The following is a 20,712-nucleotide window of genomic DNA, read 5'->3' on the forward strand; positions in this document are numbered from 1 at the left end:
CTTTCTTTCGGCGACGCGAAAGAAAGTTACTGCGCCGCCGGGCGCACATCCCGGCCAGCAGCCTCAGCAAAGAGCGCGCCCATAGAACACCACAAACCACAAAACAATAGCTACCCACGCAAGCCAGGCACGCCCCAGCGCCAAATAAAACCCCAAATACCACTCACCGATCCGGCGCCATCCACACCGGTTTCCGGCCTTCCACACCACCCTCCGGCACACCGCCGGACGCAGCAGTAGGAGCATTCCCGCAGCCCCCACAGCTGCTGCAAGACCCGCAGCCCGACTTCTCAGCCAGCGCCGGCCGCACAAAACCCAGACGGCGGCGCAGGGCGGCAGGCATCCAGTACCACAGCGCATACAGCGCCGCCAGGGCCACGATGGCGCCCACGACACAGTCTTGCCACATGGTCATGCCCCTCCTGTCAACACCAGCGCCAGCCGGTAGGTGATGAAACTGGCGCCGTAGGCGAGCGCAAACAGGTACGCCGCCATCAGCGCGGCCAGGCGCCAGGAATTGGTTTCGCGGCGCACCGTGGCCAGCGTCGAAAAGCACTGCGGCGCAAACACAAACCACACCAGGAGCGACAGCGCCGTGGCCAGCGACCACTGGTGGGCAATCAGCGGGCCGAGCTGCGCCGCCACGCCGTCGCCCGTGGCCGAGAGCGCATAGACCGTGCCCAGTGCGCTCACCACTACCTCGCGCGCCGCCATGCCCGGCACCAGCGCGACGGCGATCTGCCAGGTAAAGCCGAGTGGCGCAAACAGCACTTCGAGCCAGCGCCCCAGCTGGCCGGCCAGGCTGTACTGGATGGCCGGGCCCGGCGCGCCCGCGGGTGCGCCGGGGAACGACGACAGGAACCACAGCAGCACCGTGAGCGTCAGAATGATGCCGCCCACGCGCTTCAAGAAGATGGCCGCGCGCTCCTGCAGGCCGCGCGCCAGGCTGCGCAGGTGGGGCCAGCGGTAGGGCGGCAGCTCCATGAGCAACGGCGTGGGCTGCATGCGGCCGCGCCAGAGCTTCATCACCGCCGCCACGGCCATGGCGCTGGCGATGCCGCCCAGGTAGAGCGCGAACAGCACCAGCCCCTGCAGGCTGAACACGCCCCAGACGGTGCGCGCCGGAATGAAGGCGGCAATCAGCAGCGCATACACCGGCAGACGCGCCGAGCAGGTCATGAGCGGCGCCACCAGGATCGTGGTGAGCCGTTCGCGCCAGTGGGGGATGGTGCGCGTGGCCATGATGCCGGGGATGGCGCAGGCAAAACTCGACAGGAGCGGAATGAACGCGCGCCCCGACAGCCCCACCGTGCCCATCAGGCGGTCGAGCAGGAAGGCCGCGCGCGGCAGGTAGCCCGAGTCTTCGAGCGCCAGGATGAACAGGAACAAGACCAGGATCTGCGGCAGGAACACCAGCACGCCGCCCGCGCCGGCCAGGATGCCGTCGACCAGCAGGCTGCGCAGCACGCCGTCGGCCATGTGCGCGCGCACCGCCTGGCCCAGCGCGTCAAAGGCGCCGGTGATGGCCTCCATCGGCACCTTGGCCCAGCTGAACACCGCCTGGAACATCAGGAACAGCGTGGCGGCCAGCACCAGCGTGCCCCACAGCGGGTGCAGCAGCACGCGGTCGATGGCCTCGCTACGCAACGCCTGGCCCGCGGGCGCCTGCACCGCCAGGCGCAGGATGCGGCGCACCTCCTGCTGCGTGCGCAGCACCTGTTCGGGGCCTTGCGGCTGCCAGGGCCGCAGGGCGGCGCCGGCGCCCGCCTGCGCGCCGCGCCAGCCGTCGATGAACTGCAGCAGCTGCTGCGCCCCGCCCTTGCGGATGCCCACGGTCTCGACCACGGGCATGCCGAGTTCGCGCGCGAGCAGCGCGCGGTCGATGGCCAGGCCGGCGCGGCGCGCCGCATCGCTCATGTTGAGCACCAGCACCATCGGCCCCCCCATGGCCCGCGTCTCCAGCACCATGCGCAGGCCCAATGGCAGGTTGGTGGCATCGACCACGCAGACCAGCAGGTCGGGCGCGGCCTCGCTGGCGCGCCGGCCCAGCACCACGTCGCGCGTGACGGCTTCGTCGGCGCTCAGCGCGTTCAGGCTGTAGGCGCCGGGCAGGTCGAGCACGCGCACGCGCTGGCCCGAGGCCGTGGTCAGCAGCCCCTCCTTGCGCTCCACGGTCACGCCGGCGTAGTTCGCCACTTTCTGGCGGCTGCCGGTGAGCAGGTTGAACAGCGCCGTCTTGCCGCTGTTGGGGTGGCCCAGCAGCGCGAGTTTCCAGGGCGCAGCGGGGCTTGAAACTGCAGCGGCGCCACTCATGCGGCCTCCGCCAGCGCGCCGGGCGGCGTGCTGCCCACGCGCACCAGGGCCGCCTCGCGCCGGCGCAGCGCGAACGTGGTGCGCCCCACGCGCACCGCCAGCGGATCGCCGCCGGCCGGCGCCCGCGCCACGACGCGCACCGGCTCGCCGGGCAGAAAACCGATTTCCAGCAGGCGCAGCAGCACATCGCGCTCGTGCGGCGCGGCGTCCATGTGCAGCGCGCGCACCCAGGCGTCGGTGCGCAGCGGCAGGTCGGCCAGGCTGCATTCGCCCGCTGCGGGAGCGGCAGCAACGTTCCAGGGCATCGCGGTCACAGAGACCCTCTCCAACGAAAATAGGAATGGTTCTCATTCTATGAATTCCCGGCCTTTCGCGGGGATTTTTCTGCGCCCTCCTGCCGCTTGCCAGCGCCTTCCTTTGCGGTGGCGCAAATGCCATTTGGATCGGCACGCGGCAGGTTTTTACCGCGCTGTTGCAATGAAGCGACACCACGGCGTGGCCACGGCGCTACCTTCTGGCCCATGAAGAACCTGTGGGACATCTCCCCCGCCGTGCACCCGGCATCGCCCGTTTTTCCCGGCGACACGCCCTACCAGCAGCAGTGGAGCGCCACCATCGCGCCCGGCTGCCCGGTCAACGTGAGCAGCATCACGCTCTCGCCGCATGTCGGCGCTCATGCCGACGCGCCGCTGCACTACGACGCGCAGGGCGCCAGCATCGGCGAGCTGCCGCTCGAGCCTTTCCTGGGGCGCTGCCGCGTGGTCCACGCCATCGGCTGCGGCGCGCTGATCGAATGGCGCCACCTCGCGCATGCGCTGGCCGACCTGCCGCCGCGTGTGCTGGTGCGCACCTATGCTCGGGCGCCCACGCAGTGGGACGCGCACCTCGCCGCCTACGCGCCCGACACCATCGAGCGCCTGGCCGACCTGGGCGTGCAGCTCGTGGGCATCGACACCGCCAGCATCGACCCGGCCGACAGCAAGCCGCTGGCGAGCCACCAGGTGATCCGCCGCCGCGGCCTGCGCGTGCTCGAGAACCTGGTGCTCGACGCCGTGCCCGAGGGCGACTACGAGCTGATCGCGCTGCCGCTCAAGCTCACGAGCGCCGACGCCTCGCCGGTGCGCGCCGTGCTGCGCTCCCTGGCCTGAATTTCAGGTCTTTTCGGCCCCAAACGCTTGCTGGATAAGCGCTGGCAGCTATCAAAAAGAAAGAATTACCGCATGACCAACTTGCAAGACTGCCGCGCGCTCGACGCGCAAGACCCCCTGGCGCCGCTGCGCCAGCATTTCACGCTGCCGGACGGCGTGGTCTACCTCGACGGCAACTCGCTGGGCGTGGCGCCGAAGGCCGCGGCCGCGCGCGTCGCCGACGTGGTGCAGCGTGAATGGGCGCAGGGCCTGGTCCGCTCGTGGAACGACGCCGGCTGGGTCGACCTGCCGCAGCGCCTGGGCAACCAGCTCGCGCCGCTGCTCGGCGCACGCCCGAACGAGGTCGTGTGCACCGACAGCACCTCGATCAACCTCTACAAGGTGCTCAGCGCCGCGCTGCACATTGCGCAGGCCGACGCGCCGGCGCGCACCAAGGTGCTGAGCGAGCGCAGCAACTTCCCCACCGACCTCTACATCGCCGAGGGCCTGTGCCGCGAGCGCGGGCTCGAGCTCGTGCTGCTCGAGCCCGAAGCCATCGCTGGCGCACTGCAGGACGACGTGGCCGTGCTGATGCTCACGCACGTCAACTACCGCACCGGTGCCATGCACGACATGGCGGCCGTCACGGCCGCGGCGCACGCGGCGGGGGTGCTGGCGGTGTGGGACCTCGCGCACAGCGCGGGCGCCGTGCCGGTCGACCTGCACGCGGCCCAGGCCGACTTTGCGATCGGCTGCGGCTACAAGTACCTGAACGGCGGTCCCGGCGCGCCAGCGTTCGTCTGGGTGCATCCGCGCCACACCGACCGTTTCTGGCAGCCGCTGTCGGGCTGGTTCGGCCACGCCGCGCCGTTCGCCTTCACGCCCGGCTACCAGCCGGCGCCCGGCATCCGCCGCTACCTGTGCGGCACGCAGCCGATCCTCAGTCTGTCGGCGCTGCAGTGCGGGCTTGATGTGTTCGATGCCGCACAGCCGCTGGGCGGCATGGCGGCGCTGCGCGCCAAGTCGCTGGCGCTGACCGACCTGTTCATCGCGCTCGTCGAGGAACGCTGCGCCGGCCACGGCCTGGGCCTGGCCACGCCGCGCGCCCACGCCCAGCGCGGCTCGCAGGTGTGCCTGACCAGGGAGGTAGGTGCCTACGCCATCGTGCAGGCGCTGATTGCGCGCGGCGTGGTCGGCGACTTCCGCCAGGGCGACGGCGGCACCGGCCCGCACAAGGACATCCTGCGCTTTGGCTTCACGCCGCTGTACCTGGGCTTTGAAGAGGTCTGGCACGCCGCCGAGCAGCTGCGCGAGGTGCTCTACAGCGGCGAATGGCAGCGCCCCGAATTCCACCAACTCAACGCGGTGACCTGACCATGTCTGACTGCCCCTTCTCCCCCGGCCCTGCCGCCGCTGGCGCAGCTGCGGCCTCTTCGTCCGGCCCCACTCCCGAAGCCATCGTGCGCGCCGAGCACGCCCAGCTCGACTTCAGCCAGCGCATGGGCTATGGCGACTACCTGCAGCTCGACGCGATCCTCGGCGCGCAAAAACCGCTCTCGCCCGCGCACGACGAGGTGCTGTTCATCGTGCAGCACCAGACCAGCGAGCTGTGGATGAAGCTCATGCTGCACGAGCTGCATGCCGCCATCGCCCTGATCGCCCAGGACCAGTTGCCGCCCGCGTTCAAGATGCTCGCGCGCGTGAGCAAGATCCTCGAGCAGCTGGTGCACGCCTGGGACGTGCTGGCCACCATGACGCCGCCCGAGTACAGCGCGATCCGCCCCTACCTGGGCGAGTCGAGCGGCTTCCAGAGCTACCAGTACCGCTGCATCGAGTTTGCCCTGGGCAACAAGAACGCCGCCATGCTGCAGCCGCACGCGCACCACCCTGCGTGGCTCACGCAGGTGCAGGCCGCGTTCGAGGCGCCCTCGCTCTACGACGAAGCGCTGCGCCTGCTGGCGCGGCGCGGCATCGACGTGCCGGCCAGCCACCTCGAGCGCGACTGGACGCAGCCGTATGCCGCCGACCCGGCCGTCGAGCAGGCGTGGCTCACCGTCTACCGCGACCCGCAGCGGCATTGGGACCTGTACCAGCTCGGTGAAGAACTCACCGACCTCGAGGACGCTTTCCGCCTGTGGCGCTTTCGCCATGTGACCACGGTGGAGCGCATCATCGGCTTCAAGCGCGGCACCGGCGGCACGGGCGGCGTGAGCTACCTGCGCAAGATGCTCGACGTGGTGCTGTTCCCCGAGATCTGGTCGCTGCGCACCAGCCTGTAAACTTCAGGCCCCATCGGCCTCCAGCGCTGGTACAGAAAGCGCTGACAGCTATCAAAACCGGAGTGCTGCCGCCGCGACAGCGCCCACGCGCGCCAGCGTGTAGGCTGCACGCTTCAAAAGACACCCGCCGTGCCCCCGCAACCCTCGCCCGTTTCATCCCCCGTGCCCCATCCCCCTGCCGTCCCTGCGCACCCGGCACCCTTGCCGGATTCCTCGCCCCAGCCCGCGCCGCCCTCGCAGGCCACGCTGTGGTTCATGCTGCTGGCGCTGCTCTCGGCCTTTGCGCTGAGCCAGGCCTACCGCACCGTCACCGCCATCATGGCGACCGGCCTGCAGGGCGACTTTGGCCTCTCGCCGGCGTCGCTGGGCGCGTTTGCCGGGCTGTTTGGCCTGTCGTTTGGCGTGACGCAATTTTTCATGGGCATTGGCATGGACCTGTACGGCCTGCGCCGCACCGTGCTCAGCGCCTTTCCGCTGGCCATTGCCGGCGCTGCCGTGTCGGCCTGGGCGCCCGGCTATGGCTGGCTGATGTTCGGCCAGCTGCTCATCGGCGTGGGCTGCGCGCCGGCCTTCCTGGCCTGCACGGTGTTCATCTCGCGCCATTTCCCGAGTTCGCGCTTTGCCTTCCTGTCGGGCGTGGGCATGGGCGTGGGCGGCCTGGGCCTGCTGCTGACCGGCACGCCGCTGGCCTGGCTGGTGCAGCAGCACGGCTGGCGCAGCGGCTTTGCGCTGCTGGCGCTGCTGTCGGCGCTGGCGTGGCTGCTGATCTGGCGCTGCGTGCACGAGCCGGCGCTGCCCGGCCCCGCGCCCGCGCGCGAGCGCTGGGGCACGGCCGTGCGCCGCTTTGGCGCGCTGTTCATGCTGCCGCACACGCTGGGCATCCTGCTGCTGGGCATGGTGGCCTATGCCTCGTTCCTGGCGCTGCGCGGCCTCTGGATCGGGCCGATGCTGATCGACCGCTATGGCTTCACGCTGGTCGAGAGCGGCAACATGGCCCTCGTGATGTCGCTGATTTCGCTGTTCAGTCCGGCCCTCTTTGGCCGCCTCGATCCGGGACCGGCGCGCCGGCGCGCCTGGGTGGTCAACTTCTCGCTGCTGGCAGCCGCGCTGTACCTGGGCGTGGGGCTGGTGCACCACGCCGCGCTGAACCTGGCGCTGGTGGTGGTCATTGCGGTGCTGTCGGGTTACTCGGTGCTGCAGTATTCCGACGTGCGCTCGTCCTACCCGCCCGACCTGACCGGGCGCGCGCTGTCGGTGTTCACCATGGCCATGTTCCTCGGCGTGGGCCTGGTGCAGTCGCTGACCGGCTGGGTCGCCGACTGGGCGCAGGGCCAGGGGCTCGAGCCCTACCGCGCGGTGATGGCGACCATTGCCGCCTTGCTGGCGTTGGGTTCGACCGCGTTCCGCTGGCTGCCGGTGTCGCCGCTGCTGCGGCAGCCCGCGGCGCACGGCACAGAATCCGCATGAAAAAGCACGCCAGCGCTTATGGGAAAAGCGCTGGCAGCTCTGTTTTTTTATAGCCCTTAAAGCGAGCTGGCGCTGGAGCCATCGCCGCGGTACAGCCACGGCAGGTCCAGCAGGCGCGGCCCGAGCAGGCGCAGCGCGGCGTCGCGCCCCCAGCGCACCGGGCCGGTGGCGTGGAAGATGCGCCCGTTGCGCTGCGAACGCGCCTGCACGCGCGCGTTGCGCTCCCAGCGGTTGAGCGCGTAGCGGCGCAGGCGCAGCGGCACCTCCAGGTCGTGCATGGCCAGGGCATGCTGCAGCTGCGCGGCGTCTTCAATGGCCATGCCGGCGCCCTGCGCCAGGTAGGGGCGCATCGGGTGCGCGGCGTCGCCCAGCAGCGCCACCAGGCCCTGCGCCATCTGCGCCGCACTGCGCACCGGGGGGCGATCGGACAGCGGCCACAGGCGCCAGGCCGGGACACTGCGCACCAGGGTTTGCAGCGCGCTGCAGCTGCCGGCGAGGGCCCCCTTGAGGTCGGCGGCGTTGGCCGCATGGTCCCAGCTTTGCAGGTCCTGCCGCGCCGGCCCCTGCACGATGACGACGATGTTTTGCAGCTCGCCGCGGCGCACCGGGTACTGCACGGCGTGCAGGCGCGGCCCGAGCCAGGCGGTGACCTGCCGCGTGCGCAGGGCCTTGGGCAGGGCGCGCTGGGGCACGATGGCGCGGTAGGCCAGGTGGCCGGTGCTGCGCGGCGGTCCGTCGCCGAGCAGCTGCACGCGCGTGTGGCTCCACAGGCCGTCGGCGCCGATCAGGGCGTCGCCCTCGACGTCCTTGCCGCGCGTGGTGCGCACCAGGATGGCGCCGTTGGCCTCGGCATGGCGCTCAATGCCCAGGCCCAGGTTGAGCTGGACGCTCTCGCAGGTTTCGACGGCCGCCAGCAGCACGCCGTGCAGGTCGGCGCGGTGCACGGTGGCGTAGGCGGCGCCGTAGCGCTGCACGGCGTCGGCGCCCAGCGGCAACACCGCCAGTTCGCGCCCCGACAGCGCGCTGCGCACCTGCAGCCGCTCGGGAAAAGCCGCGACCGACTGCAGCGCGCGCTGCAGGCCCCAGGCCTGCAGGCGGCGCACCACGTTGGGCCCCAACTGCACGCCTGCCCCCACTTCGCTGAACGCGCCAGCGCGCTCGTACAGGCGCACGTCCCAACCGGCCCGCGACGCGCCCAGCGCAGCCGCCAGCCCCCCGATGCCGCCGCCGGCAATCAACACCTGCTTGTTCATGCGGCCATTGTGCCTGCTGCCACCGGCCCCGCGGCGCAGCGCAGGGGTCCGGGCCGTGCCGAAGCACGGGCCGGGTCAGGCGGCCAGCAGCTGGCGCAGCACATAGGGCAGGATGCCGCCGGCGCGGTAGTAGTCGACCTCGATCGGCGTGTCGATGCGCAGCGTGACCTGCACCTCCTGGCGCGTGCCGTCCGCGCGGTGGACGACCAGGGTGGCGTCGCTTTGCGGCGTGAGCGCAGCGTCGGGCCGCACGTCGATGGTTTCGATGCCCGTGAGCGCGAGCGACTCCCACGAATCCTGGCCCTTGAACTGCAGCGGCAGCACGCCCATGCCGACGAGGTTCGAGCGGTGGATGCGCTCGAAGCTCCGGGCCACCACGGCCTTGATGCCCAGCAGCTGCGTGCCCTTGGCGGCCCAGTCGCGGCTCGAACCCGTGCCGTATTCCTCGCCCGCGAACACCACCGTGGGCGTGCCCTGCGCCATGTACTGCATGGCGGCGTCGAAGATGAACATCTTCTCGCCCTGCAGCGGGCCCTCGTTCTGGAACAGGGTCACGCCGCCTTCTTCGCGCGAGCCGTCGGGCCCGGGCGGCAGCATCAGGTTCTTGATGCGCACGTTGGCGAAGGTGCCGCGCATCATCACGTCGTGGTTGCCGCGGCGCGCACCATAGCTGTTGAAGTCCGCCTTCATCACGCCGTGCTGCTGCAGCCACTGTCCGGCGGGCGAGCTGTCCTTGATGGAGCCGGCCGGCGAGATGTGGTCGGTGGTGATGGAGTCGCCAAACAGCGCCATGATTCGGGCGCCGTGCACCGAGGCGTCGATGGCGCCGGACCCGCCCGCGCTGGCAGCCGCCTGGGGGGACGCGGCTTGCAGCGTGAAACCGCTGAAAAACGGCGGCTCGGCGATGTAGGTGCTGGCGGGCCAGGTGTAGGTGTCGCCGCCCACGCCCCGGATACCGCCCCAGAGTTCGCCCGGCTCGGTTTTGACCTTGGCATAGTTGTCGCGGAACGCCGTGCCGTTCATGGCGAATCGCATCAGGGCATGGATCTCGTCGCTGCTGGGCCAGATGTCCGCCAGGTACACGTCTTTGCCATTGCGCGCCTGCCCCACCGGCTGGCTGGTCAAGTCCTTGAGCACCGTGCCGGCAATGGCGTAGGCCACCACCAGCGGCGGGCTGGCCAGAAAATTGGCCTTGATATTGGGGTGGATGCGCGCCTCGAAGTTGCGGTTGCCCGACAGCACGGCGGCACAGACGAGGTCGTTGCTGGTGATGGCTTCGTTGAGCTCGGGGGTGAGGTCCCCCGAGTTGCCGATGCAGGTCGTGCAGCCGTAGCCTGCCAGGGAAAAACCCAGCTGCTCGAGGTACGGCATCAGCCCCGTTTGCGTGAGGTACTCGGTCACGATGCGCGAGCCCGGCGCCAGCGAGGTCTTGATGTGCGGCTGCACGCTCAGGCCCGCCTCGACCGCCTTCTTGGCCAGCAGGCCGGCCGCCAGCAGAACGCTCGGGTTGGAGGTGTTGGTGCAGCTGGTGATGGCGGCGATCAGCACGTCGCCGTTGCCGATGGCCAGGTCGGGACCCGAGGGTTTGACCTGCACACTGGCCTCGCTGTGCGCGCTGGCCAGCGTCGGCTTGTTGCCCTCCATCTCGACGACCGAGCGCGGCGCGCCGATGGGGGTGGGCACGCTTGCGGCGGCCACCGCCTCTGGCTGCTCGGCCTCGCCGTGGCGCACATGGTGGCGCGTGTGCAGCAGGGCGGCGCTCTGGTTGAAGCCGTTCTCGGCATTGGACTTGGAAAACAGCGACGCGAACTGCGCGGACACCTGGCCAAGCTCGATGCGGTCCTGCGGCCGCTTCGGACCTGCCAGGCTCGGGGTGACGCTGTCCAGGTCCAGCGCGATCACCTGCGAATAGTCGATTTCGCCCTGCTGGGGGATGCCAAACAGGCTCTGGGCCTTGAAATAGGCTTCGAACGCTTCGATTTCGTCCTGCGTGCGGCCGGTGCCGCGGAAATACTCGATGGTTTTTTCATCGACCGGAAAGAAGCCCATCGTGGCGCCGTACTCGGGCGCCATGTTGCCAATGGTTGCGCGGTCGGGCAAGGCCAAGGTGCGCGTGCCTTCGCCAAAAAACTCGACAAATTTGCCCACCACCTTGTGGCGGCGCAGCAGCTCGGTCACCGTGAGCACCAGGTCGGTGGCGGTGACGCCTTCGCGCAGCCGGCCCGTCAACTCCACGCCGACCACGTCGGGGGTCAGCATGTACACCGGCTGCCCGAGCATGGCGGCCTCGGCCTCGATGCCACCCACGCCCCAGCCGACCACGCCAATGCCGTTGATCATCGTGGTGTGGCTGTCGGTGCCGACCAGGGTGTCGGGGTAGTACACGCCATCCTGGGTTCGGTGCACGCCGCGCGCCAGATACTCCAGGTTGACCTGGTGCACGATGCCAAAGCCCGGGGGCACGACACCAAAGGTATCGAATGCCTGCATGCCCCATTTCATGAATTCGTAGCGCTCGCGGTTGCGCTGGAATTCGAGCTTCATATTGAGGTCGAGCGAGTCTTTCTGGCCGTAGGAGTCGACCATGATCGAGTGGTCCACCACCAGATCCACGGGCACCAGCGGTTCGATCTTCTTCGGGTCCTGGCCAAGGCGGGCGGCCGTGCTGCGCATCGCGGCCAGATCGGCCAGCAGCGGCACGCCAGTAAAGTCCTGCAGCACCACGCGCGACACCACAAACGGAATTTCTTCGGTGCGCGCGGCCTGGGGCTTCCACTGCGCCAGCTGCTCCACGTGCGCAGGAGCCACTTTGAGGCCATCGCAGTTGCGCAGCACCGACTCCAGCACGATGCGGATCGACACCGGTAAACGCTGGATTTGCGGAAACTGCTGGGCCAGCGCGGGCAAAGAATACAGCGTGCCTGTCTTGCCAGAGGCCGTTTCGAAACTCTTGAGCGTGAATGCAAACGCGTGAGGGTGGGATTTTGGCGACGACTGGACCATGGCGTACTCCTGTGACGGTGACAAACCCCATTCTGGCACCTTGGTGAAAAGTACTGGCGCGTGCTGTCTTTCGCGCGCAATGGTTTCATGGCAGTGCCCCATCGATTCCTGCCGCGCCAAGGCTGAACGGCTGTGTTTCACCCAGCGAATATGCGTGCCCTGCGCTCTGCGGCAGCGATATTGCCTCGCGATATAGGGCTGCACTCAAAGGCCGCAAAAACAACTGAACCTTTTTTCGAAGCCGCATCTGCCCATCGCAATGGGGCGCCATGGAAACTTCTGGTGGCGGGGTTAACCGGCATAGCGGGAATTTCTGGGCGCAAAAAAGCCCGCCGAGGCGGGCTTTGGGGGCACAAACAGGGAAAACCTGTTCAGATCGCGAACTTTGCGCGGTCTTCGTTCTGAATCCATTTGGGCGCCTTGCCGCGGCCGGTCCAGGTCTGGCCCGTGGCGGGGTCGCGGTATTTGGGGGCCACTTTGGAGCCGCTGGCGCTGCTGCGCGCACGCGCGGCAGGGAAAACGTCTTGCGCAGTCAGGCCAAACTCTTCCACCAGCGCACGCACCTGGGTCAAAGCGCCGGCCAATTCCTGGTGGCGGGCTTCGTTGATTTGCTTTTCAAGGGCTTCGCGCTGTTTCAGCAGTTCTTTGTAACTGGTCATGGTAGGTTGACGTTGTGTTGATGAAGCGGTGATTATAGAAACATCATTGCGGGTCTGCACGCAAACCACGTCTTATGTCCCGACTAATGTGTGCATTATTGCTGTATCCGTCAGTCGGGGGTTTCTGGGGCCGGCGCCTTTTGCGCCAAAACCTTGTCGATGCGTTTGCCATCGAGATCGAGCACCTCGAATATCCAGCCTTCGCACGCAATGCGCTCTGCCACTTCGGGCATATGGCCCGATTCGGCCATCAATAATCCGGCCAACGTGTTATAGCGCCCGCGCTCTTCTTCCGGCAGATCGCGGATATCCAGGCGCGCTTTCAATTCCGAGACGGGCATCAGGCCGTCCAGCAGCCACGAACCGTCTTCGCGCTGCACCGCCCAGGCATCGGTGGCGGCACCGGGCTGCAATTCGCCGGTAATGGCTTCGAGCAAATCGCGCGGCGTCATGATGCCTTGCACCACGCCATATTCATCGACCACGAAAACCATGCGGCCCGAGCGCGCGCGAAACTGCTCGAGCAACTCCATGCCGCTGAGCGTCTCGGGCAGGAACGAGGCCGGCTGCACATGCTGCTCAATGGGGCCGGGGGCCTCGGGGCCGAGCTCGAGCAGATGCGCGACGCTGATGATGCCGACCACATCGTCGAGCGAGCTGCGGCAGACGGGATACCACGAATGCGCGCCCTTGTTGCCGCTGGCGCTGGCCATTTGCAGGCACTGCACCACCGTGTGGGAAGCGTCGAGCCACTGCACGTCGCTGCGTGGCACCATGATGGACGTGAGCGGCCGGTCGTCGAGGCGGAACACGTTCTGCACCATCTGGTGCTCGTGGTGCTCGATGACGCCGGCATTGCGTCCTTCTTCGAGGCTGGCGACGATCTCTTCCTCGGTCACGGCGCGGGCGGCCGCGTTGTCGACGCGCAAGAGCCTGAGCACGCCCTGCGTGGACACCGCCAGCAGGGCCACGAAAGGCTTGGCGATCTTGGCCACCCACGCCATGGGGCGCGAGACGAGGCGCGCCACCGTCTCGGGGTAGAGCTGGCCGATGCGCTTGGGCACCAGTTCGCCAAACACAATGGTGATGAAGGTGATCAGCGTGACCACGATGGCCGTGGCCGTGATGCCCGATGCCCCTTCGGGCATGCCGAGCGACCGCAGCCAGTGCGCCAGGTCGTCGCTGAAGGCGGCTTCACCGATGATGCCGTTGAGCATGCCGATCGAGGTGATGCCGACCTGCACCGACGAAAGAAACTGTGTGGGATTGCCCAGCAGGGCCAGCGCCGCGTCGGCGCCCTTGTCGCCGCCCTCGGCCATGGCCGTCAGACGGGCCTTGCGGCTGGATGCGAGGGCGAGCTCCGACATCGCGAACACGCCATTGAGCACGGTCAGCAGCGCGATCAGCAGAAAATCCATGGATCAAAAACTAAGAAAGAACAGGATGGCACTTTACTGTATCGGTGATATCCAGGGCTGCGACAGCGCCTTGCAGCGCCTGCTCGAGCGTATCGATTTCTCGCCCAGCCGCGACACGGTCTACCTGCTGGGCGACCTGGTCAATCGCGGCCCCGAATCGGCCGCCGTGCTGCGCCGCTGCATGGCAGCCGAGGGCGCCCTGGCGTGCCTGCTGGGCAACCACGACCTGCACCTGCTGGCCGCCGCGCACGGAGCGCGCAAGATCTCGCGCCGCGACACGCTGGCCGACGTGTTGCAGGCCCCCGACCGCGATGCCCTGCTCGATTGGCTGCGCCAGAAGCCGCTGGCGCGCCTGCATACGCACGCCGGCGAGCCGCTGCTGATGGTGCATGCCGGCGTGCTGCCCGACTGGAGCGCTGACGACACGCTGGCGCGGGCCGCCGAGGTGCATGCCGTGCTGCGCGGCCCCGATCTGCCGCAGTTCCTGCCGCACATGTATGGCAACACGCCCGAGCGCTGGAGCGATGCGCTCACCGGCACCGAGCGCCTGCGCGTGATCGTCAACGCGCTCACGCGGTTGCGCTTTTGCACCCCCGACGGGGCCATGGATTTCGACAGCACCGAGAGCGCCGCGGCCGCGCCGCCGGGGCTGATGCCCTGGTTTGACGTGCCTGGACGGCAGAGCGCCGACACCTTGGTGGCCTTCGGGCACTGGTCCACGCTGGGCTGGATGGACCGGCCCCGGCTGCTCGGACTCGACACGGGCTGTGTGTGGGGCGGCTGCCTGAGCGCCGTGCGTTTTGGCGCCACCTTGGCAGAGCGCGAATGCCTGCAGGTGCGCTGCGCGCAGGCACAGCAGCCGGGGTAATGCTACTATTTAAATAGCTGCTTTCGCTTACCCCATCAACGCTGCAGCCTGTTTTCACCCAAATCCAGGCCATCGGCGCACCGGCCAAAAGACAGGGAGGCCGGGCGCGGCGGCGATCGGAGCCGCCGCCCGAGGCCTCAGGCCTGCGTGGCGCTTTCCACGGGCTTGAACAGCGCGGCCACTTTGCGCTTAGGCTTGATGTTGGCCGAGAGGCCACGGCCGGCCGGTGACCGGGGCGCGGACTCCCACTGCGCTGCAGCCGCGTCTGACGGGGCCTCGTAGGGCTTCTCGAAGAACGGGTCGCGCGACGCCACGGCCGGACGGAAGCCGCTGCGCGGTGCGCGCGGGGTGCGCTCGGCATAGGGCGGGCGCTCGGACGGTGCGCGCGGCGCGCCGTCCGCATCGCTCGCCCGCCAGGCGCGGCGGCCGTCGTTGATGCGGCCCTGCGGGCGGTCTTCGTCGTATTCGATCGCTTCGATCTCGATCTTTTTCTTCAGCAGCTTCTCGATGTCGGCCACCAGGCGCGCATCGGTGCCCGACACCAGCGTGACCGCCAGGCCCGAGGCGCCCGCGCGGCCCGTGCGGCCGATGCGGTGCACGTAGTCCTCGGCATTGAACGGCACGTCGAAGTTGAACACCGCCGGCACGTCCTTGATGTCGAGGCCGCGCGCGGCCACGTCGGTGCAGACCAGCAGATCGACCTCGCCGCTCTTGAAGGATTCGAGCGCCTTCAGGCGTTCGTCCTGGCTCTTGTCGCCGTGCAGCGCGGTGGTATTGAGGCCCTCGCGCTCGAGGCTACGCGCCAGGCGCGCGCAGCCGAGCTTGCTGTTGACGAAGATGAACGCCTGCTTGATGCCACGCGTCTTCAGCACCTGGTGGATGGCGCGGCGCTTGTCGTCGTCGCCCGCGCTGTAGAAGTGCTGCTCGACGGTGGAGGCGGTTTCGTTGGGCCGGGCGACCTCGATGGTCACCGGGTTTTGCAGGTAGCTGCCGGCCAGGCGCTTGATCTCGGGCGAGAACGTGGCGCTGAACAAGAGCGTGGTGCGCTGCTTGGGCAGGTACGACAGGATGCGCTGCAGGTCGGGCAGGAAGCCGATGTCGAGCATGCGGTCGGCCTCGTCGAGCACCACGTACTCGACCTGGTTGAGCACCGCGTTCTTGGCCTCGATGTGGTCGAGCAGGCGCCCCGGCGTGGCCACCAGCACTTCGACGCCCTTCTTGAGTTCGAGCGTCTGCGGCTTCATGTCCATGCCGCCGAACACCACGGTGCTGCGCAACTTGGTGTATTTGGCGTAGAGCGCGATCTGCTGCGCGACCTGGTCGGCCAGTTCACGCGTGGGCAGCAGCACCAGGGCGCGCACCGGGTGGCGTGCGGGCGAGGTGGAGCTGCTTTCGTGCTTGAGCAGGCGCTGCAGCAGCGGCAGCGAGAACGCCGCCGTCTTGCCGGTGCCGGTCTGGGCCGCGCCCATCACGTCCTGGCCCGTGAGCACGACCGGAATGGCCTGCGCCTGGATGGGGGTCATGGACTCGTAGCCCATCTCGGCCACGGCGCGCGCGAGCGGCTCGGCCAGCGATAAATTGGAAAAAGAACTTGTCATTGAGCCTGCTATTGTCGCACCAGCGCCGGCAAACGCTACCGCGGCACCTCCGCGCGCTGCTGCGCAGGGCCCGAGCCGCAGCCCCTTGCGGGCCATTTTTCTATGGTTTTAATAGCTGGCATCGCCCTGCCCTATTGGCCTGCAAGGCCTTTTCGTTCAAATACACGCAGAGGCCCGCGCGGCTTCAGAGGCTGCGTGCAGAAAAGGTGTCGCAGTCGCGGACGCTGCCGCTTTGCAGCCCGTTGTTGAACCAGCGCACGCGCTGCGCGCTGGTGCCGTGGGTGAAGCTCTCGGGCACCACGCGGCCCTGGCTTTGCTTTTGCAAGGCGTCGTCGCCGATCTTGGCGGCGGCATTCATGGCGGCCTCGATGTCGCCGTTCTCCAGGATCTGGCGCGCCGACTGCGCATGGTTGGCCCAAACGCCGGCAAAGCAATCGGCCTGCAGCTCCAGGCGCACCGACAGCTGGTTGTATTGCGCCTGGCTCACGCGGCCCCGCTGCTGGTCGACCTTTTCGCTGATGCCCAGCAGGTTCTGCACATGGTGGCCGACCTCGTGCGCGATCACATAGGCCTGCGCAAACTCGCCCGGTGCGCCCAGCTGATTCTTCAGGGTTTGGTAAAAGTCCAGGTCGATATAGACCTTCTGGTCGCTCGGGCAATAGAACGGCCCCATGGCCGCCTGGCCGGTGCCGCAGGCCGTGGCCGTGGCGCCGCGGAACAGCACCAGCTTGGGGTCCTGGTAGCGCCCGCCGCCCTGGCTGAAAATGCCCGTCCAGACATCCTCGGTGTCGGCCAGCACGGTGGAGACAAACTTGGCCATGCGGTCGTCGGCCGGGGGCCGCTGCGCCGGGGCCTGCTGCACCTGCGCGGGCTGCCCGCCACCGCTGAGGAACCCCAGGATGGTCAGCGGATTGATGCCGAAGATCCAGCCCCCCAGCAGGGCGATGACGATGGTGCCGATGCCGATGCTGCGCCCACCAAACACCGGCATGCCGCCGCCTGCGCCGCGGCGGTCTTCGACGTTGTCCGACTCGCGATTGCCTTCCCATTTCATGGCGTCTCTCCTGGCGGTTGCGCGCGGCGTGGCGCGGGCAAGGGCAGTGTACGCCCGGCGCGGGGCCGCGGAACACCCTCGCCGCGCGCGCGGCAGCCCCGGTCAGCGCTGCGCATACAGGGCGGTCGGCACATCGCCGGCCGCGCCCTGCGGCGGCATCGGCGACGCGGCGGCGGTGTGCAGCGGCGCCGCGCCTGCGCGCAACTGCGCCTGGGCCTGCGCCGCCGCGGCGCCGGGCTCCGCACGGGCCTGGCCGGCAGGCAGCATGGCGATGGTCTGGCGCAGTTCCACGCCGCGCTGCACCTGGTGCTGTGCCAGCTGAGCCATGGCCAGGAGCTGCGCCGCAATCGCGACCAGCGCCACAGCGAGGAACAAGCGCGGCCAGCGCGGCGGCGCCGATGGCGAGGAGCGCGAAGGGAAAGGGGTCGGCAGGGCTGGTGGCATGGTGTAAAAGCTGCGCGGGGCAGCCGCAAGGAACATGGCACGAATGCTAGGCAGCGGCGCGGCCCGCCGGGCGCGGCACAACACCCATTGCACTGTAGGAGAGGGCCGGCAGTGGCAGCGCTACAGTCATGGGCATGCCCGAAACCCTGCCTCCACCCCCTTCTCTTCCACCGTCCGGCCGGCTGCTCGACGGCCCCCACACTGCGGCGCGCCTGCCCTGGAACGCGCTGGCCGACGAGATCGCGCTGGTGCTGCGCGACCCGAGCGTCCGCGTGCCGGCGCGCCTGGTGCTGCCGCTGGGCGGCGGCGGCAGCCTGTTCGTGATGCCCGCGACCGATGCGCACGTGGCCATGACCAAGCTCATCAGCTTTACCCCGGCCAACGCCGGCACGGACCGCCCGACCATCCAGGGCGACGTGGTCGTGTTCGACGTTGCCAGCGGCACGCGCCGCCTGGTGCTCGACGGCCCCACGGTCACGGCACACCGCACCGCCGCGGTCTCGCTGCTGGCCGCGCGGCTGATGGCGCCGAAGCCGCAGGGCCCGCTGCTGATCGTCGGTGCGGGCGTGCAGGGGCTGGCGCACCTGCAGGGCTTCGTGCTTGGCCTGGGCGTGCGCGACGTCGTCGTCGCCTCGCGCAGCAGCGCCAGCGCCGAGGCGCTGGCCGAGCAGGCCCGCCAGCTCGGCGCCCGCGCGCGCACCACCGACGATCCCGATGCCGCGCTGGCCGAGTGCCCGCTGGTGGTCACCTGCACGCCCGCTGGCGCCGTGGTGCTGCGCGGCCTGCCGCGCGCTGACGCCTTCATGGCCGCCGTGGGCGCCTTCACGCCCGCCATGGCCGAACTCTCGCCCGCGCTGTGCCGCCACTTCGTGCAGGCCGGCAGCGTGGTCGTCGACACCGTGGACGCGGTGCACGAGGCCGGCGACCTGCTGCAGGCCGATATCGATGTGGGCGCCCTGGCCACCTTGGGCGACGTGATGCGCGGCGTGCGCGTGCCCGGGCCGGGCCCGGTGCTGTTCAAGAGCTGCGGCTGGGGTGGCTGGGACCTGGCCGCGGCGCGCTTGGCGCTGCGCACCTGAAGGCGGCGCAAACCGCTGGCCCCCTGTGGCGCGCGGTGCAGGGCCGCTGCCTATTATGTATAGCCTATTTAACGCAGATTGGCGTGCGCGGCGGGGGTGAATTTTGCAGAACATTCCCTGATGCAGGCGGCTGCCCGCTGCTGATAGGCTGCCACGGCGTTCCGCGCATTGACCCATCTCACTATTCCGCCGATCAGAAAGAGACACCGAATGAACCCACGCCCCTTCCTGCCGTCCCCGTCCTGCCTGGCCGTCGCCGCGCTCTCGCTGCTGGCCGCCGGCGCCAGTGCCCAGGACACCCGGACCGTGAAAATTGCCCACGCCGGTCCGACCTCGGGCGCCATTGCGCACATCGGCAAGGACACGCAAAACGGCGTCAGCATGGCGCTCGAAGAAATCAACACGCAGAACCTGGTGATCGGGGGCAAGAAGGTCAAGTTCGAACTGGTGGCCGAGGACGACGCGGGCGATCCGCGCCAGGCCACGGCCGTCGCGCAAAAGCTCTGCGACGCGCGGGTGGCCGGCATCGTCGGCCACCTGCAGTCGGGCACCACGATTCCCGCGTCAGTTGTCTACAGCAAGTGCGGCATTCCCCACATCACGGCGGCGGCCACCAACCCCGATGTCACCAAGCCCGGCTACAAGACCACCTTCCGCCTGATCGCCAACGACAACGCGCTGGGCGCGGCGCTGGCCATCTACGCCCACGACACGCTCAAGCTCAAGCGCGTGGCCATCATCGACGACCGCACCGCCTACGGCCAGGGCCTGGCCGACGTGTTCAAGGCCACGGCACGGCAAAAGGGCATGGAGGTGGTGAGCGAGGAATTCACCAACGACAAGGCCACGGACTTCATGGCCATCCTGACGTCCATCAAGGGCAAGAAGCCCGACGCCGTGTTCTTTGGCGGCCTGGACGCACAGTCCGGCCCCATGCTGCGCCAAATGGAACAGCTGGGCCTGTCGAATGTGAAGTATTTCGGTGGCGATGCGCTGTGCACCGAAAAGCTGCCCGAGCTGGCGAGCAAGGCCGGCACGCTGGCCAACGTGACCTGCGCCACCGGCGGCGCCTCGATCCAGAAGATGCAGGGCGGCGCCGAGTGGAAGAAGAAGTACGACGCCAAGTTCCCCGGCCAGTTCCAGAACTACAGCACCTATGCCTACGACGCGACCTATGTGCTGGTGGACGCCATGAAGCGCGCCAACTCGGCCGATCCGAAGGTCTATGTGCCCTTCATCGGCAAGGCCAACTACAAGGGCGTGACCGCCCCCATCACGTTCACCTCCAAGGGCGAGCTGACCCAGCCGGCCGTCACGCTCTATGCCTTCCGCGACGGCGCGCGCGTGCCGCTGAACTGATGCCGCAGCCGGGGCGCAGCCGCCCCGGCCCTGCCCAGCGCCGCCATTCCCGCGGGAATCAGGCCTTGGGCAGGGTCACGCCGTGCTGGCCCTGGTACTTGCCGCCGCGGTCCTTGTAGCTGACTTCGCAGACCTCGTCGCTCTCGAAGAACAGCACCTGCGCGCAGCCTTCGCCGGCGTAGATCTTGGCCGGCAGCGGCGTGGTGTTGGAAAATTCGAGCGTCACGTAGCCTTCCCATTCGGGCTCGAACGGCGTCACGTTGACGATGATGCCGCAGCGCGCATAGGTGCTCTTGCCCAGGCAGATGGTGAGCACGTTGCGCGGGATGCGGAAGTACTCGACCGTGCGCGCCAGCGCGAAGCTGTTGGGCGGGATGATGCAGCTGTCGCCATGGAAGTCGACAAAGCTTTTTTCGTCGAAGTTCTTCGGGTCCACCACGGTGCTGTGGATGTTCGTGAACACCTTGAACTCGGGCGCACAGCGGATGTCGTAGCCGTAGCTGCTGGTGCCGTAGCTGATGATCTTGCGCCCTTCGGCCTCGCGCACCTGGCCGGGCTCGAACGGCTCGATCATGCCGGTTTGCTCGGCCATGCGGCGGATCCACTTGTCGCTCTTGATGCTCATATTGCTTCCTCGCAAGACTATTGTTTTGATAGCTATCAGCGCTTGACCAACAAGCGTTAGAGCCGTATTTTGCTCCATAAATGCCGCAACCCGCCAGCCGAGCACGGACACCAGGCAGGCCTGCGCTGCGGCCCAGGTGCAGCGCCGCAAGCTTAGCCGCCCGGCG

17 protein-coding genes are annotated in these 20,712 nt (G+C 68.5%); 7 read left to right on the plus strand and 10 right to left on the minus strand.

The window, feature by feature from the left end; genetic code table 11:
- Positions 1-411: 411 nt before the first annotated feature.
- Together B2J86_RS03100 and B2J86_RS03105 are read right to left on the minus strand one after the other, a co-directional pair.
- Positions 412-2,313, minus strand: a complete 1,902-nt coding sequence (locus tag B2J86_RS03100) for a ferrous iron transporter B (protein ID WP_173024700.1) — start codon at positions 2,311-2,313, stop codon at positions 412-414.
- On the minus strand, positions 2,310-2,618 hold the full coding sequence (locus tag B2J86_RS03105) for a FeoA family protein (RefSeq protein ID WP_169170368.1): 309 nt from the start codon (positions 2,616-2,618) through the stop codon (positions 2,310-2,312). The genes B2J86_RS03100 and B2J86_RS03105 overlap by 4 nt, the downstream gene beginning before the upstream one ends.
- A gap of 216 nt (positions 2,619-2,834) precedes the next feature.
- Here B2J86_RS03105 and kynB point away from each other — a divergent pair, with 216 nt between their 5' ends.
- From kynB to B2J86_RS03125, 4 genes are all read left to right on the plus strand, one after another.
- Complete coding sequence (gene kynB, locus B2J86_RS03110; RefSeq protein WP_169170359.1) at positions 2,835-3,461, plus strand: arylformamidase; 627 nt, start codon at positions 2,835-2,837, stop codon at positions 3,459-3,461.
- 72 nt (positions 3,462-3,533) lie between these two features.
- A complete protein-coding gene (kynU, locus tag B2J86_RS03115) occupies positions 3,534-4,814 on the plus strand; it encodes a kynureninase (RefSeq protein WP_169170360.1) in 1,281 nt (426 codons plus the stop codon).
- 2 nt (positions 4,815-4,816) lie between these two features.
- Positions 4,817-5,719 (plus strand): tryptophan 2,3-dioxygenase, encoded by a 903-nt coding sequence (gene kynA, locus B2J86_RS03120; protein ID WP_173024701.1) that lies wholly within the window; start codon positions 4,817-4,819, stop codon positions 5,717-5,719.
- 255 nt (positions 5,720-5,974) lie between these two features.
- Positions 5,975-7,186: an MFS transporter gene (locus B2J86_RS03125; protein ID WP_173024782.1), complete on the plus strand. Its 1,212-nt coding sequence runs from the start codon at positions 5,975-5,977 to the stop codon at positions 7,184-7,186.
- 56 nt (positions 7,187-7,242) lie between these two features.
- Here B2J86_RS03125 and B2J86_RS03130 read toward each other — a convergent pair whose 3' ends face one another.
- The 4 genes from B2J86_RS03130 to B2J86_RS03145 form a co-directional block, all read right to left on the minus strand.
- On the minus strand, positions 7,243-8,439 hold the full coding sequence (locus B2J86_RS03130; RefSeq protein ID WP_169170362.1) for an FAD-dependent monooxygenase: 1,197 nt from the start codon (positions 8,437-8,439) through the stop codon (positions 7,243-7,245).
- A 75-nt stretch (positions 8,440-8,514) separates the two neighbouring features.
- Positions 8,515-11,442: an aconitate hydratase gene (locus tag B2J86_RS03135; protein WP_173024702.1), complete on the minus strand. Its 2,928-nt coding sequence runs from the start codon at positions 11,440-11,442 to the stop codon at positions 8,515-8,517.
- 371 nt (positions 11,443-11,813) lie between these two features.
- Positions 11,814-12,101 carry an H-NS family nucleoid-associated regulatory protein gene (locus B2J86_RS03140; protein WP_169170370.1) on the minus strand — a complete coding sequence of 96 codons (288 nt, stop codon included), beginning with the start codon at positions 12,099-12,101 and terminating at the stop codon, positions 11,814-11,816.
- 110 nt (positions 12,102-12,211) lie between these two features.
- Entirely contained in the window at positions 12,212-13,519 is a 1,308-nt protein-coding gene (locus B2J86_RS03145) for a hemolysin family protein (RefSeq protein WP_169170364.1), read from the minus strand.
- 25 nt (positions 13,520-13,544) lie between these two features.
- On the opposite strand from B2J86_RS03145, the gene B2J86_RS03150 reads away from it, so the two are divergent.
- Positions 13,545-14,387, plus strand: coding sequence for a symmetrical bis(5'-nucleosyl)-tetraphosphatase (locus B2J86_RS03150; RefSeq protein WP_173024703.1), 843 nt, complete (start codon positions 13,545-13,547; stop codon positions 14,385-14,387).
- A gap of 137 nt (positions 14,388-14,524) precedes the next feature.
- Here B2J86_RS03150 and B2J86_RS03155 read toward each other — a convergent pair whose 3' ends face one another.
- The 3 genes from B2J86_RS03155 to B2J86_RS03165 form a co-directional block, all read right to left on the minus strand.
- A complete protein-coding gene (locus B2J86_RS03155) occupies positions 14,525-15,985 on the minus strand; it encodes a DEAD/DEAH box helicase (RefSeq protein ID WP_173024704.1) in 1,461 nt (486 codons plus the stop codon).
- A gap of 184 nt (positions 15,986-16,169) precedes the next feature.
- Entirely contained in the window at positions 16,170-17,039 is an 870-nt protein-coding gene (locus B2J86_RS03160) for a neutral zinc metallopeptidase (protein WP_169170367.1), read from the minus strand.
- 102 nt (positions 17,040-17,141) lie between these two features.
- Positions 17,142-17,483: a hypothetical protein gene (locus tag B2J86_RS03165; protein ID WP_173024705.1), complete on the minus strand. Its 342-nt coding sequence runs from the start codon at positions 17,481-17,483 to the stop codon at positions 17,142-17,144.
- A gap of 134 nt (positions 17,484-17,617) precedes the next feature.
- Between B2J86_RS03165 and B2J86_RS03170 the strand changes: the two genes are divergently transcribed.
- A complete protein-coding gene (locus B2J86_RS03170) occupies positions 17,618-18,562 on the plus strand; it encodes a delta(1)-pyrroline-2-carboxylate reductase family protein (RefSeq protein ID WP_169168805.1) in 945 nt (314 codons plus the stop codon).
- Between the two features lie 210 nt (positions 18,563-18,772).
- Positions 18,773-19,921 (plus strand): branched-chain amino acid ABC transporter substrate-binding protein, encoded by a 1,149-nt coding sequence (locus B2J86_RS03175; RefSeq protein ID WP_173024706.1) that lies wholly within the window; start codon positions 18,773-18,775, stop codon positions 19,919-19,921.
- Positions 19,922-19,979: 58 nt separating this feature from the next.
- Here the strand turns inward: B2J86_RS03175 and dcd are convergent, their stop codons facing one another.
- Complete coding sequence (dcd, locus tag B2J86_RS03180; RefSeq protein WP_169168807.1) at positions 19,980-20,546, minus strand: dCTP deaminase; 567 nt, start codon at positions 20,544-20,546, stop codon at positions 19,980-19,982.
- Positions 20,547-20,712 lie beyond the last annotated feature (166 nt).

Origin of the sequence: Acidovorax sp. SRB_14, from assembly GCF_012932145.1 — a bacterium.
In the GTDB taxonomy this organism is placed as follows: domain Bacteria; phylum Pseudomonadota; class Gammaproteobacteria; order Burkholderiales; family Burkholderiaceae_C; genus Simplicispira.